This window comes from Tenacibaculum aiptasiae (assembly GCF_008806755.1).
GTDB lineage: Bacteria > Bacteroidota > Bacteroidia > Flavobacteriales > Flavobacteriaceae > Polaribacter > Polaribacter aiptasiae.
The window spans coordinates 21,664-35,156 of sequence record NZ_WAAU01000031.1 but is presented as its reverse complement, the minus strand read 5'-3'; the positions used below and the strand labels follow the sequence as shown (position 1 = coordinate 35,156).

Genomic DNA, 13,493 nt, shown 5'->3' with positions numbered 1-13,493 from the left:
TTTTAATGAAAAAGTATATTTTATTTTTTGTCTTAATAGCAGGATTACTTTCTTGTGAGAGAGATGATTTTTGCGTACAAAATCCAGTAACACCAAATTTAGTTTTACGTTTTTACGATAAAGATGATAATAGTCAAACAAAAGCAGTACAACGTTTATCCATTATAGCTCAAGGAAAAACTGATAGTTTATTTACCAATCAAACAACTGATAGTATTGCTATCCCATTGAACTCATTGAAATCATTAAACTCATTGACCACAGAAACAGTGTATACACTTAAGATGAATAATGTTGATAATACTATAGCCAACAACCAAATAGCTACACTTACAATAAAATATGTTCCTGAAGAGGATTATGTTTCTCGTTCATGTGGATATAGAATTATCTATAAAGATGTTAATTTAACACACACTGGTTGGATTGATAATTTATCTACTTCATTAATTACTAATATTGACAATCAAGCAAAAGCACATGTACAAGTATATCATTAGTCTTTGTCTTACACTTAGTTTTTTACAAGGATACGCTCAAAAAACAAAGAATTCCGAAGCGAAAAAAGATACGATAACTTACAAGACAGGTTACGGACTTCGTTTAGGAATAGATATTAGTAAACCTGGATTATCCATATTTGACAAGAGTTATAGTGGATTGGAAATTGTGGGAGATTATCGTGTTTCAAAAAAATGGTATATCGCTACAGAATTAGGATACGAAAAAGAAACAACCTTTGAAGATTTTACTACTTCAACCTCTAAAGGAAGTTATATTAGATTAGGAGCTAATTATAATGCATATCAAAACTGGTTAGACATGAATAATGAAATTTATGTTGGAATGCGTTATGGATTTGCTCTTTTTGACCAAACTTTAGATAGTTACAAACCTAATGTTGGAAATATTTATTTTCCTTCAAATACAATTACAACTCCTATAACAGAAACTGGACTAACTGCACATTGGACTGAATTTCAACTAGGTATAAAAGTTGAAACTTTGAAAAACCTTTTTGTAAGTGCTGGCTTTTCCTATAAAATAATGATCAGTGTAGACGACCAAACAAACTTCAAAACGCTATACGCACCAGGATTTAATAGGGTTTTTGAAAGTAATACTGGTTTTGGGTTTAACTATACAATATCATACCTAATACCTTTTGTTAATAAGTAATTTTAGATGTTTCCCTTGTTTTTAATACCTTTACAGTCATTTTTATAAAAGTTATTAACAATGAGTAAAGTCCCAAGCGTAAATTTAGCTGACTTTTTATCGGGCGATGAAAGCAGAAAACAAAAATTTATAAACGAAATAGGTAATGCTTATGAAACTATTGGTTTTGTTGCATTAAAAGGTCATTTTTTAGATGATGAACTAGTAGACAATCTATATAAAGAAATTAAAAACTTTTTCGAATTACCTACTGAAGTAAAAGAGAAATATGAGATACCTGGAATTGGAGGACAAAGAGGATATGTTTCTTTCGGAAAAGAGTCTGCAAAAGGGAAAAAAGAAGGAGATTTAAAAGAGTTTTGGCATTTTGGTCAGTATGTAGATGCTGATTCTAAATATGCAAAAGAATATCCAGCTAATGTAGAAGTTGAAGAGCTTCCAGAATTCAATAGAATAGGAAAGCAAACATATCAAATGTTAGAAAAAACAGCTAAATATGTTTTACGTTCATTAGCATTACACTTAGGATTAGAAGAAACTTACTTTGATCAATATATCAAAAACGGAAATAGTATTTTACGTCCAATCCACTACCCTCCAATTGAAACTGAACCAAAAGGGGCTGTAAGAGCTGCTGCTCATGGAGACATTAACCTAATTACTTTGTTAATGGGAGCTCAAGGAAAAGGATTACAAGTACAAGATCATGATGGAGTTTGGCATGATGCCATTGCTCAACCAGACGAATTAATGATTAACGTTGGTGATATGTTATCTCGTCACAGTAATAATAAATTAAAATCAACTATTCATAGAGTAACAAACCCTCCTAAAGAATTATGGGGAACTTCTCGTTATTCTATTCCATTTTTTATGCATCCAGTTTCTGACATGAAATTAGATGTTTTAGAAAACTGTATTGACGACAATAATCCAAAGCAGTTTGAAGACATAACTGCTGGTGAATTCTTAGACGAACGTTTACGCGAGTTAGGATTGAAAAAGTAATTTAATGGATTTACAAGATCAATTAAAAAACTTATTTCCAGATCATCAATTTGAAGAAAAACCAATTGAAGAAAAACCTGATATTTGGCTTCAAGATGATCCTATTCTTTGCAAATATGAAAAACGCAAAGGAAAACCTGTTACAATTTTAGACGGGTACAATGGTGCTACTCAAGATTTTAAAAAGCTTGCTAAAGAAATAAAAACCAAACTAAGTGTTGGTGGTAGCTTTAAAGATGACACTATTATTATTCAAGGTGATTACCGCGATCAAATAATGGAAATATTAAAAGATAAAGGCTTCAAAGTAAAACGCGTTGGAGGCTAATATTATTGAAGTGTCAAGAATATTTTTTCTTGACACTTTTCCTTCAAATAACTTTAAAGTGTTAAAATATAGGTAATTAATAATAACGTAGAAAAATCAGCGTTTATTATATACCAACAGAAGAAATCAAAAAAGAATTCCTCAATATTATGACATCCTCATTATTACACATTACCAACGGAGACACTACAACTCTACAGTTAAAAAACTTAAATTTTAAAGGAGATATTATTACATGGAGAGAAATGTTGTGCGAAGGAAAAACATCTGTTGATGTAGGAAGTGAAAACTTTTGGAAAACCCGTTTTGATTTTCTTAAATCGTCATATAAAGTTACAAAAAGGAAGTTTATTGATTACACTTTAAAAGAGTACAGAAACCTTTGTAATCAAAAAAAACAAGACGAAATTGTTCTTTGGTTTGAATATGATTTATTTTGTCAAATAAACATGCTAGCTGTTATTAGCTGGCTTAAACGTTATAGAAAAAATCAAAAAATATCGTTAGTTTGTAGTGGTAAAATAGCAAACAGTGAAAAGATGTTAGGTTTAGGTGAACTATCTCCTACTCAATTAAAAGAACATTTTAAAAACAGGATAACACTTACCCAAGACGATATTGAGTATGCTGATTATATATGGCAACTTTATTGCTCAGATAGTCCTTTGCAACTTGAAAATGCTTCAAAGTTAAATCCTAAATCACCATTTGTATATTTAGAAGAAGCTATAAAAGCACATTTACTTCGTTTTCCATCTATAGAAAATGGGTTAAACCATATTGAAAACAATATTTTAAAAGCCGCTAAGAGCAATAAATTTGAAACAAAAAATAAGTTTATTGGTCACTTATTATCAAATCAAGAGGTTTATGGATATGGTGATATTCAATATGTTAACAAAACAAATCAATTAAAAAGCTTATTTTCTTCATTTAACCCAGTTAAATTAAATAAAATAGGTAAAAAAGTACTGCATAATCAAACGAACTATTATGCAAAAATGCGTTCCGATTTTTCGTATCTTGGAGGCGCAAAAAAATACAGCTATTTATATGTAAACTCTACAAACAAGCTGTTAAAAATTACATCATAAATGAACATACAACATTCTGAACTCATCTTAAATCCTGATGGAAGTATTTATCATCTAAATTTAAGACCTGAGCATATAGCTACCGATATTATTTTCGTTGGAGATCAATATCGCGTTGATAAAGTAACACAACATTTTGACTCTATTGAATTTACAACTCAAAAAAGAGAATTTAAAACTACTACCGGAACTTATAAAGGCAAAAGATTAACTGTAATCTCTACAGGAATAGGTCCTGATAATATTGATATCGTTTTAAACGAACTTGATGCTTTAGTAAATATTGATTTAGAAACACGTCAAGTAAAAGAAACTCATACACAGTTAAATATTACTAGAATTGGTACTTCTGGATCTTTGCAAGCCGACATTCCAGTAAACAGCTTTTTATTAAGCTCTCATGGATTGGATTTAAACGGTATGTTACAGTCTTATCAAGTAGAAGAAATTGCTAATCCAGAATTAGAACAAGCTTTTATTAAACATACAGATTGGAGCTCTAAAAAATCGTATCCTTTAGTAGTAGCAAACGGAAAAACTTTAGAAGAAAAATTACTTTCAGATAAGGTACATAAAGGTATTACAGCTACTGCAGGTGGTTTCTATGGGCCTCAAGGACGTGTTTTACGTTTAGGACTGCAAGACGCTCAATTAAACGCTAAAATTGATAGTTTTAACCACAATGGTAATAGAATTACAAATTTAGAAATGGAAACTTCTGCCATTTATGGTTTATCAAAATTACTAGGTCATAATGCAGCCTCAATGAATGCTTTAATTGCTAATAGAGCTAATGGAACATTTAGCGAAAACCCTGGTAAAGTTGTTGCTGATTTAATTCAATATACCTTAGACAAATTAGTTGAATAGATGCTAAATTTAAAAGTAGGTGGTGTACCAGAGCATTTTAACTATCCATGGTACATTACCTTAAAAAATAAAGAATACACCAACAACAACATAAATTTACGTTGGCAAGACTTCCCTGGAGGTACTGGTGCTATGTGCAAAGCATTACGTTCAGGAGAAATCGACATTGCAATTGTACTTACTGAAGGAATTATCAAAGATATAATCAATGGAAATCCTTCAAAAATTACACAAACCTTTGTAAAAAGTCCTTTAATTTGGGGAATACATGTTGGAGCTAAATCTTCTTTCAAAAAAATTGAAGATTTAGAACATGCAACTGTAGCTATTAGTCGATTTGGCTCTGGATCTCATTTAATGGCTATTGTAAACGCACATAATAATGGTTGGGATGTTGAGAAACTAAAATTTAAAGTTGTTGGCAATTTACAGGGAGGAATTGATGCCTTAACCAATGGTGAAGCTGACTACTTTATGTGGGAACATTTTACCACCAAACCTTTAGTTGACAACAATACATTTAGACGTTTAGGAGATTGTCCTACACCTTGGCCTTGTTTTGTAGTAGCAGTTCGAAATGAAGTTTTAGAAAATAATTTTGATGAAGTAAAAAAAGTTTTAGACATAATCAATAGCTGTACTTCTGACTTTAAGGAAATCAAAAATATCGATAAAACACTAGCTATCAGATACGAACAACAATTAAATGATATTCAAGAATGGCTATCTATTACAGAATGGAGTGATGGAGAGCCAGTAACTGAAAATTTAATCACTAGCATACAAAATAAAATGATTGAGTTTAACGTTATTGATGAGAAGAAAGATTCTGGTGAGTTAATCAGAAATATGTATATTTGATTTTTTAAAACCCAAAAAATGAAAAAAATAGTATTTATTGCAATTTGTGTAGTTAGTTTAGTAGGTTTTTCTTCTTGCGGAAGCACAAGCCCATGCGGTTTAGCAAAAACTAATCAAACCAAACAAAACCAACATCAACAAGAAATCATAGTAGCTGATGCTACTGAGATAGCTGAATAAGTTGATGTTTCTTTTATTCAAATTCAATAAATCCGCTTTTTTAGGCGGATTTTTTAGTTCTTCTTTTTTAACATTGGAACAAATTTGAAATCTCCCAATTCATGTTTTTCAAATTCCTTAGGTGATTTTCGAAGAAATAGAGTCATAACTTGCTCTTTATCTCCTACTGGAATTAATAACCTTCCTCCTATTTTTAACTGTCCTAATAAAGCTTTTGGCACATATGGAGCACCTGCTGTTACTATAATTTTATCAAACGGAGCCTCTTCAGGTAAACCTTTGTAACCATCACCAAAAATAAAACGCTTAGGCCTATACCCTAACTTAGGTAAAAACATCGATGTTTTTTTAAATAATTCATGCTGACGCTCTATTGAGTACACCTCAGCATTTAACTCTAACAAAACAGCTGTTTGATATCCAGAACCAGTACCGATTTCTAAAACTTTTTCTCCTGGTTTAACTTCTAATACTTGCGATTGAAATGCGACAGTAAAGGGATGTGAAATTGTTTGATCTGCAGCAATAGGAAATGCCTTATCTTGGTAAGCATGTGATTCAAAACTACTATCAATAAACAAGTGCCTTGGAATTTTTCGTACAGCACTTAACACTTTTATATCATATATCCCTTTAGCTTCTAAAACCTTTGCTAATTGATTTCTAAGCCCTTGATGTTTGGTAGTATCTCTCACAAATAGTAAAATTTCGACGGGCTAAAAGTAGTAATAAATCTCTACAAAAGTGTATCTTTGTTAGCGTTGATTTTTTGTATAAATCATTTCTTTTTATATAAATATTCAAATAACTAATAATCTTTCACTTATGCTAAAAGCCGGAGTTTTAGGCGCAGGACATTTAGGTAAAATACACTTGCGTTTGTTACAACAATCAGAAAAATATGAATTAGTAGGATTTTACGATCCTTTTACCGAAAATGCACAAAAAGTAGCTAAAGAGTTTGGTTACAAATTATTTAACTCTATAGAAGAACTTATAGATGCCGTAGATGTAGTTGATATTGTTACACCAACCTTATCTCATTTTGATTGCGCTAAACAAGCCATTGAAAAAGGAAAACATATTTTTATAGAAAAACCAATTACTAATACTTTGCAAGAAGCGGAAGGTATTAGAACACTTGCAAGCCAAAATCACGTTAGAGGTCAAGTTGGGCATGTTGAACGTTTTAACCCAGCATTTACAGCTGTAAAAGATGTTATTGACACTCCAATGTTTATTGAGACTCATAGATTAGCAGAATTTAACCCTAGAGGAACTGATGTTCCTGTAGTATTAGATTTAATGATTCATGATATTGACATTATTCTATCGGTAGTAAAATCGAAAGTAAAAAATGTTCATGCTAGTGGTGTTTCTGTTATTTCTGAAACTCCTGATATTGCCAACGCTCGTATTGAATTTGAAAATGGATGTGTTGCTAACTTAACATCTAGCAGAATTTCAATGAAAAACATGCGTAAAAGTCGTTTTTTCCAGAAAGATGCATACATCTCTGTAGATTTCTTAGAGAAAAAATCGGAAGTAGTAAAAATGAAAGATGTTCCTGAAAATCCAGATGAATTTGCTATGATTTTACAAAATGCTGAAGGTGTAAAAAAGCAAATTTATTTTGACAATCCAGAAGTAACACCTAACAATGCAATTCTAGATGAATTAGAATCTTTTGCTAATGCAATTAATACTGACACAACTCCTGTTGTTTCTTTAACTCAAGGAACAGAGGCTTTAAGAGTTGCGCAAATGATTATTGATTGTTTCTAATCAAACTTTAAATAAAAAATAAAACTATACATACAACATGGAAAATATCGCAGTAATTGGAGCTGGAACTATGGGGAATGGAATCGCTCATACATTTGCTCAATTTGGATATAACGTTCAACTTATTGATATATCACAAGATGCTTTAGATAGAGGTATTGCAACCATTACTAAGAACTTAGACAGAATGGTAGCTAAAGAAAAAATTAGTTCTGAAGATAAAGACAATACTTTAAATAATATTACCACTTTTACTTCTATAAAAGAAGGTGTACAACAAGCTAGCTTAGTAGTAGAAGCTGCTACAGAAAATGTTGACTTAAAATTAAAGATTTTTAAAGATTTAGATGAAGTTTGCCCTGAAGAAACAATTCTAGCAACTAATACTTCTTCTATTTCAATAACTCAAATTGCTGCGGCAACTAAAAGACCTGAGAAAGTAATTGGAATGCACTTTATGAATCCAGTGCCAATTATGAAGTTAGTTGAAATTATTAGAGGATACAACACTTCTGATGAAGTAATGGACTTTACAGTTGATTTAACGAAGAAAATAAACAAAGTTCCTGTAGAGGTTAATGACTATCCTGGTTTTGTTGCAAATCGTATCTTAATGCCTATGATTAATGAATCTATAGAGACATTATACAATGGAGTTGCTGGTGTTGCAGAAATTGACACTGTAATGAAATTAGGTATGGCACATCCAATGGGGCCTTTACAATTAGCCGACTTTATTGGTTTAGATGTTTGTTTATCTATTTTAAATGTAATGTATGATGGATTTAAAAATCCTAAGTATGCTCCATGTCCATTATTAGTTAATATGGTTATGGCTGGTAAATTAGGTGTTAAATCTGGTGAAGGTTTTTACGATTATAGTGAAAGTAGAAAAGCTGAAAAAGTAGCTAAAATGTTCTCTTAATCGCTTTATAAGCTTAACAATAATAAAAAAGGAAGTTTCTGATTTGAAACTTCCTTTTTTATTTTAAAATAACGAACCTATAATTTCTTTTATAGTAATTCCTTCTGCTTCCGCTTTATAATTTTTAACAACCCTATGCGATAAAATAGGGATAGCTACAGCTTGAACATCTTCAATATCTGGCGAATATTTTCCTTTAACAGCTGCATGCGCTTTAGCTGCTAATATTAAGTTTTGCGAAGCTCTTGGTCCAGCTCCCCAGTCAATGTATTTTTTTACAAAACTAGTAGCTCTATCAGACTTAGGTCTTGTTTTACCTACTAAACCTACTGCATATTCTATCACATTATCTGCTACTGGAATTTTTCTTATTAATTTTTGTACCTCTATAATTTCTTGAGCTGAAAAAATTGATTGTACATTCTGATTAATTATTGAAGTAGTGTTTTTTACAACTTGAACTTCTTCCTCAAATGAAGGATACTCCAAATTAATAGAAAACATAAATCTATCTAACTGTGCTTCTGGCAAAGGATATGTTCCTTCTTGCTCAATTGGGTTTTGAGTTGCTAATACAAAAAAAGGTAAATCTAATTTATATTGATGTCCTGCTACTGTTACAGATTTCTCTTGCATTGCTTCTAATAAAGCAGCTTGTGTTTTAGGAGGTGTACGGTTAATCTCATCGGCCAAAATTATGTTAGAAAATATTGGTCCTTTAATGAACTTAAAATTTCGATTTTCATCTAATATTTCACTTCCCAAAATATCAGAAGGCATTAAATCTGGAGTAAACTGTATACGATTAAATTGTAAGCCTAAAACATTAGAAATTGTATTTACTAATAATGTTTTTGCTAAACCTGGAACACCAACTAAAAGAGAATGTCCTCCACATAAAATAGACAATAAAGTATAATCAACGGCTTCTTGTTGTCCTATTATAACTTTTCCTATTTCTTGTTGCAATTGAGAATATTTTTGAACCAAATTGTTTACCGCAGTTACATCAGACATAAATTATCTTTTATTTTTAATACAATATTTTTTACAAACTTTTATAAAATGAGATTCCCGCTTTCGCGGGAATGACAATATAAGTATAATAAAATTATTATTTTTATTTATTTCCTTTTTTCCAATCTTTTTTAAAAGTACAAGATTTATAATCGTTTCCTAACTTTATATAGGTTTCTTGAATTTTATCCTTAGACCATTTAACAATCTCTTCTTCTTTCTTTTTTGCTAAAGCAAACTGTTGCATTCTTACATAATCTTTTACCAAATCAGCTTTATGAGTTTCAGTTTTATCCTTCAAAAAGATTAATTTGTACATCTTTTCACCTTCACGTGTTTCATCATAAAATATATCTGAAAATTCTCCTTTTTTAAGCTCACTAATTCTTCCAAATAAATCCGGTGCCATTCTTGCTAGTTCAAATGTGCTTTCATTAGTATAAGGGTTAATTATTAAACCACCATTACTCTTTGTGTCCTCATCCTCAGAATATTTTTTCACAGCTTCTTCAAAAGTTATTTTTCCTTCCTTTAAATCTGCTTTAATTTTTTCTATTTCCTTCTTCGTTTCATTTAGTTTTTCATCAGCTATTTCAGGTTGCAACAATATGTGGGATACATCTCTTCCTTCTCCTTTTATTTTATTAAGTAAAACTATATGATATCCAAATGGCGATTTAAAAGGTTCTGAAATCTCTCCTTCTTCTAAAGAAAACGCAACCTCTTTGAATTCTTTTACAAATCCAGTCTCTTTAGTAATAACTCCCATATTACCTCCATTTTGAGCAGCTGTGGGATCGTCAGAGTTTATGATAGCTTTTAACTTAAAGCTTGCCCCTCCTTCTACCTGCTTTTTAATTTCATTAAGCTTCTTTACTATACGTTCGTTTTCCTCTTTGGTAGGCTCAGCTTTTAGTACTAACTGAGCTATTTCTACTTCTGCTGGTATTTCTGGTAACTCGTTTTTATCTTTTAATCCTTTAAAATAAACACGAACTTCTTCTGGAGTTACATCTACTTTTTCTGTTATCTTTTTCTGTTCTTTTTCAATTAATGCATTTTCTTTTTGGACTCTAGTTAATTCTTTTTTAAAATCTTCTAAATCATTAAAACCATAAGCTTTATATGCCTTTTCTTCACTTCCATACTGATTGATAAAAAAAGCCACACTCCTTTTAACTCTAGAATCAATATCAGCCTGCGAAACTACAACACTATCTATTACAGCATGATGTGCTAATAATTTTTGCTGCATTAACTCCTCTAACATTTCGCAATCAGAAATTTTTACTTTTCCTTCACTTCTTGCTTCAACCTCTTGTTTGAATTTATCTATATCAGAATCTAAAACAATATTTTTACCTATTACTACAGCTACTCCATCAATTTTTTTAGCTTGTTGAGCATTTACAACTCCTAAACTAGCTAAAAAAAAGGTGAATAAAATACTAGTATTCTTTAAAGTTTTTGTTTTGAATTGCATCATTTATCAGCGTTTTTTCTATCTCTCTTATTAATTCTAATTTTCTTTTGTGTAAAATAATTTGCTTAATCCTTGAACTAACAAACGTTAAAGGGGCCGTAGCATTTCTTGGTAACACATTTTTTACAGCGACCAAATATACTCCTAAACTATCTTCTTTTTGTATGAATTTGGATATTTTTAACAAATTTTCCTTAGTTTCTCTCTGGAAAGGAGCAATACTTTTCTTTAGATAATCAATTGTAACCCAAGTTGAGTCTTGCAATCTATAGGATTTAAAGTTCAATAAATAACTTTCCAAGTCTTCTTTATCTTCTTCTTTAGATGATTTAAATTTTTTTATAGCCTCATCCTTATCTAAGAAATCTTTACCAAAATGAACATACTCAAATTGCAATAATTCTTCATTCAATTTGAAATTCTCTTTATTTTTCTGATAGTATAAATCTATTTCTTCTTCTGTTACAATGGTATCTAATTGTTGTTTTATCAAACGTTCTTTATAACCATTGATATATAGACTTTTTTTGTAATCATTTACTAAGCTTTCTATTTTTTCACTATTAACTTCAGATATATTTTCTTCCGCTTTAGCTAATAACAATTGCTGCTTTGCCCATGAATTTATTAGACCTTTTACAATTACCAAACTATCTTTTGCAGTTATCCCCTTAGGTAATAAACCTTCTATATCTTTTTTGTATAAATTTTTATTATAAACGGTTGCAATAGGTTTGTCTTCTCTAAACTTTTCAGTTTTTAAACTAATTAAATCACAAGAAACTATAAGTAGTAATACTATAAAAAAGAATCCCCTCTTCATTTTTTATTGATTAAATATTTTTTTAAACTTCTTTAACTCCCTTTCTTTTACTATAATTTTATTATTTTCTCTTAAATTTTCAACCCATTCTTTTTCTAGCTTTTTTTGATAGTCATTCATAATATGACCTCTTACTTCTTCAAATTTTTTGTTTTTATATTTTTCTTTATTCAATTCATACATCTTTTTCAACTCTAAAGTATCTTTTGATGCTCTATTCCAAATCTTTTTTTGCATTAAATCAAACAACAACAACCCTTCTTTATACTCTAACAGTACATTTCTGTATGCTGGTTCTTTATGAACTAAATCATCTTTAAAGTAGGTTATAATTTCAATGTCTTTAAATTTTTCATACAAATCATTTACATCATGACTGTGTCTATGTCCAATAAAGTTCATAAAATCTTTTTGTAAAATCTTTTTATTCTTATTTATTGTAAATAAAACCTCTTTTAAATCTTGAGTTTCTAAGACATGTGTATTAGTATTAAAAAAAACTTTTAAAGCATTTTTATTCTCTTTTATTTTATACTCTCTTTTAAGTTTATTTAATACGGCTTGTTTTGATAAACCTGCTCTATTAGATTTTTTCATTTTTCTAGTTAATTCACTTTTAATTTCTTCAAATGAACCAACTGGATATTTTTTCAACAATTTTACAATATGCCATCCATACCTAGTTTTGAATGGTTTACTATAACTTCCTTCTTCTTTTAATTTTCTAACCGCTTCCTCAAAACTTTCTACCATCTTTCCTGTACCGAATTTTGGTAATTTTCCTCCCAAAGTTGCTGTTCCTTTATCTTCTGAATATTCTTGAGCCAACTTCTCAAAAGACGCTCCTGATTTTAACTTTTTATAAATTGAGTTAATTTTCTCCTTATCTCCTTTAGAAGCTTTTATCAAAATATGAGCAACTTCAAACTCTCCTTTGGATTCTCTCTTTCCTGTAGTTTTTAAAATATGATATCCAAACCTTGTTTTAAACGGTTTAGAAACTTCTCCTACTTTTGTTTTGTATGCGGCCTCTTCAAAAGGATATACCATAGTAAAAGCTTTAAAATATCCCAAGTCTCCACCATTAATTTGAGCAGAAGGATCTTCAGATACTTCCTTAGCTACTTTTTCAAAAGATTCACCAGACAAAATTCTATTTCTTATATCTGATATCTTCTTGTAAAGAACCAGTGAATCCTTTTCTTCCATCTTCTTAGGATACTTGATTAAGATATGACTAGCTCTTACTTCATTCTTAGTTCTATCGTAAGCTTCTTTTATTAATTTTTTTAAATAATCATTATCCTGTAAATAAGGAGCTATTAACTGGTTTTTGTAACCTTCTAACTCTCTTTTATAAGTCTTTAAAGTATCTAATTTTAATTTATAGGCTTCTTTTACTTTTAATTTATAGTTTATGTACAGTTCAAGATAGTTATCAATATCTTTAGATGCTTCATCTTCTAAAACAGCTAAATTTTTCTCATATACTTGTTTAAATTCCGATACCATAACTGGTTCATTATTTATTCTAAATAGCTCTTTATCTTTTTGAGCAAAAGACATTGAACTTACAAAACATACAAAAAAATATAAAAACTGTTTTCTCATCTTATAACGATATTATTCCTTTAATAGCTTCGGCTTTTTTATAGTACGATATTACTTCATCAGCTCCTTTTACTTTAATATGTATAGAAACACTAACATACTTTCCTGTTCTTGATTTTTTGGTATCAATAACAGCTCCTCCTGCATTAAATAACTCTTTTACCTCCTCAACTTGGTTGCCATCTGTTGGCACTATAAATTTATATAAATATTTGGCTGGAAACTTAGTAGTATCCTCTAATTGTGCTTTTAACTTAATATAAAACGCTTCTCTATCTGACATATTTTTATTCTTTTAAAAATTTTCCATCATAAATTGTCCTAAAAAA

At 30.0% G+C, this 13,493-nt stretch carries 16 protein-coding genes; 10 read left to right on the top strand and 6 right to left on the bottom strand.

Going from position 1 to position 13,493, the window contains the following annotated elements; all coding sequences use genetic code 11:
* The first annotated feature begins 5 nt into the window (after positions 1 to 5).
* The 8 genes from F7018_RS16290 (at position 6) to F7018_RS18570 (ending at position 5,520) form a co-directional block, all read left to right on the top strand.
* On the top strand, positions 6 to 500 hold the full coding sequence (locus tag F7018_RS16290) for a DUF6452 family protein (RefSeq protein ID WP_150901166.1): 495 nt from the start codon (positions 6 to 8) through the stop codon (positions 498 to 500).
* A complete protein-coding gene (locus F7018_RS16285; protein WP_150901165.1) occupies positions 481 to 1,179 on the top strand; it encodes a DUF6048 family protein in 699 nt (232 codons plus the stop codon). Before F7018_RS16290 ends, F7018_RS16285 begins: the two co-directional genes overlap by 20 nt.
* A 60-nt stretch (positions 1,180 to 1,239) precedes the next feature.
* Complete coding sequence (locus F7018_RS16280) at positions 1,240 to 2,187, top strand: isopenicillin N synthase family dioxygenase (RefSeq protein ID WP_150901164.1); 948 nt, start codon at positions 1,240 to 1,242, stop codon at positions 2,185 to 2,187.
* Positions 2,188 to 2,191: 4 nt separating this feature from the next.
* Positions 2,192 to 2,515, top strand: a complete 324-nt coding sequence (locus F7018_RS16275; RefSeq protein WP_150901163.1) for a translation initiation factor — start codon at positions 2,192 to 2,194, stop codon at positions 2,513 to 2,515.
* Between the two features lie 149 nt (positions 2,516 to 2,664).
* Complete coding sequence (locus tag F7018_RS16270; RefSeq protein WP_150901162.1) at positions 2,665 to 3,609, top strand: DUF1835 domain-containing protein; 945 nt, start codon at positions 2,665 to 2,667, stop codon at positions 3,607 to 3,609.
* Positions 3,610 to 4,479: a nucleoside phosphorylase gene (locus F7018_RS16265; RefSeq protein ID WP_150901161.1), complete on the top strand. Its 870-nt coding sequence runs from the start codon at positions 3,610 to 3,612 to the stop codon at positions 4,477 to 4,479.
* Positions 4,480 to 5,340 (top strand): substrate-binding domain-containing protein, encoded by an 861-nt coding sequence (locus F7018_RS16260; protein WP_150901160.1) that lies wholly within the window; start codon positions 4,480 to 4,482, stop codon positions 5,338 to 5,340. It abuts the gene before it with no gap.
* An 18-nt stretch (positions 5,341 to 5,358) separates the two neighbouring features.
* On the top strand, positions 5,359 to 5,520 hold the full coding sequence (locus F7018_RS18570) for a hypothetical protein (protein ID WP_175578764.1): 162 nt from the start codon (positions 5,359 to 5,361) through the stop codon (positions 5,518 to 5,520).
* Between the two features lie 53 nt (positions 5,521 to 5,573).
* On the opposite strand, the gene F7018_RS16255 is transcribed toward F7018_RS18570, so the two are convergent.
* On the bottom strand, positions 5,574 to 6,215 hold the full coding sequence (locus tag F7018_RS16255; RefSeq protein ID WP_150901159.1) for a protein-L-isoaspartate(D-aspartate) O-methyltransferase: 642 nt from the start codon (positions 6,213 to 6,215) through the stop codon (positions 5,574 to 5,576).
* A gap of 130 nt (positions 6,216 to 6,345) precedes the next feature.
* Between F7018_RS16255 and F7018_RS16250 the strand changes: the two genes are divergently transcribed.
* Together F7018_RS16250 and F7018_RS16245 are read left to right on the top strand one after the other, a co-directional pair.
* Positions 6,346 to 7,305: a Gfo/Idh/MocA family oxidoreductase gene (locus F7018_RS16250; RefSeq protein WP_150901158.1), complete on the top strand. Its 960-nt coding sequence runs from the start codon at positions 6,346 to 6,348 to the stop codon at positions 7,303 to 7,305.
* Between the two features lie 37 nt (positions 7,306 to 7,342).
* Complete coding sequence (locus F7018_RS16245; protein ID WP_150901157.1) at positions 7,343 to 8,230, top strand: 3-hydroxyacyl-CoA dehydrogenase family protein; 888 nt, start codon at positions 7,343 to 7,345, stop codon at positions 8,228 to 8,230.
* Between the two features lie 63 nt (positions 8,231 to 8,293).
* Here F7018_RS16245 and F7018_RS16240 read toward each other — a convergent pair whose 3' ends face one another.
* The 5 genes from F7018_RS16240 to F7018_RS16220 form a co-directional block, all read right to left on the bottom strand.
* Positions 8,294 to 9,247 carry an AAA family ATPase gene (locus F7018_RS16240; protein WP_150901156.1) on the bottom strand — a complete coding sequence of 318 codons (954 nt, stop codon included), beginning with the start codon at positions 9,245 to 9,247 and terminating at the stop codon, positions 8,294 to 8,296.
* Between the two features lie 103 nt (positions 9,248 to 9,350).
* Complete coding sequence (locus tag F7018_RS16235; protein ID WP_246175228.1) at positions 9,351 to 10,733, bottom strand: peptidylprolyl isomerase; 1,383 nt, start codon at positions 10,731 to 10,733, stop codon at positions 9,351 to 9,353.
* On the bottom strand, positions 10,696 to 11,553 hold the full coding sequence (locus tag F7018_RS16230; RefSeq protein ID WP_150901155.1) for a peptidylprolyl isomerase: 858 nt from the start codon (positions 11,551 to 11,553) through the stop codon (positions 10,696 to 10,698). The genes F7018_RS16235 and F7018_RS16230 overlap by 38 nt, the downstream gene beginning before the upstream one ends.
* A 3-nt stretch (positions 11,554 to 11,556) precedes the next feature.
* Complete coding sequence (locus F7018_RS16225) at positions 11,557 to 13,164, bottom strand: peptidylprolyl isomerase (protein WP_150901154.1); 1,608 nt, start codon at positions 13,162 to 13,164, stop codon at positions 11,557 to 11,559.
* 1 nt (position 13,165) lies between these two features.
* Positions 13,166 to 13,447, bottom strand: a complete 282-nt coding sequence (locus F7018_RS16220) for a DUF493 family protein (RefSeq protein ID WP_150901153.1) — start codon at positions 13,445 to 13,447, stop codon at positions 13,166 to 13,168.
* Positions 13,448 to 13,493: the final 46 nt, after the last annotated feature.

Coding starts and splice junctions, on each gene's coding strand:
- F7018_RS16290 (WP_150901166.1), top strand. CDS start 6: ATGAAAAAGTATATTTTATTTTTTGTCTTAATAGCAGGATTACTTTCT.
- F7018_RS16285 (WP_150901165.1), top strand. CDS start 481: ATGTACAAGTATATCATTAGTCTTTGTCTTACACTTAGTTTTTTACAA.
- F7018_RS16280 (WP_150901164.1), top strand. CDS start 1,240: ATGAGTAAAGTCCCAAGCGTAAATTTAGCTGACTTTTTATCGGGCGAT.
- F7018_RS16275 (WP_150901163.1), top strand. CDS start 2,192: ATGGATTTACAAGATCAATTAAAAAACTTATTTCCAGATCATCAATTT.
- F7018_RS16270 (WP_150901162.1), top strand. CDS start 2,665: ATGACATCCTCATTATTACACATTACCAACGGAGACACTACAACTCTA.
- F7018_RS16265 (WP_150901161.1), top strand. CDS start 3,610: ATGAACATACAACATTCTGAACTCATCTTAAATCCTGATGGAAGTATT.
- F7018_RS16260 (WP_150901160.1), top strand. CDS start 4,480: ATGCTAAATTTAAAAGTAGGTGGTGTACCAGAGCATTTTAACTATCCA.
- F7018_RS18570 (WP_175578764.1), top strand. CDS start 5,359: ATGAAAAAAATAGTATTTATTGCAATTTGTGTAGTTAGTTTAGTAGGT.
- F7018_RS16250 (WP_150901158.1), top strand. CDS start 6,346: ATGCTAAAAGCCGGAGTTTTAGGCGCAGGACATTTAGGTAAAATACAC.
- F7018_RS16245 (WP_150901157.1), top strand. CDS start 7,343: ATGGAAAATATCGCAGTAATTGGAGCTGGAACTATGGGGAATGGAATC.
- F7018_RS16240 (WP_150901156.1), bottom strand. CDS start 9,247: ATGTCTGATGTAACTGCGGTAAACAATTTGGTTCAAAAATATTCTCAA.
- F7018_RS16235 (WP_246175228.1), bottom strand. CDS start 10,733: ATGATGCAATTCAAAACAAAAACTTTAAAGAATACTAGTATTTTATTC.
- F7018_RS16230 (WP_150901155.1), bottom strand. CDS start 11,553: ATGAAGAGGGGATTCTTTTTTATAGTATTACTACTTATAGTTTCTTGT.
- F7018_RS16225 (WP_150901154.1), bottom strand. CDS start 13,164: ATGAGAAAACAGTTTTTATATTTTTTTGTATGTTTTGTAAGTTCAATG.
- F7018_RS16220 (WP_150901153.1), bottom strand. CDS start 13,447: ATGTCAGATAGAGAAGCGTTTTATATTAAGTTAAAAGCACAATTAGAG.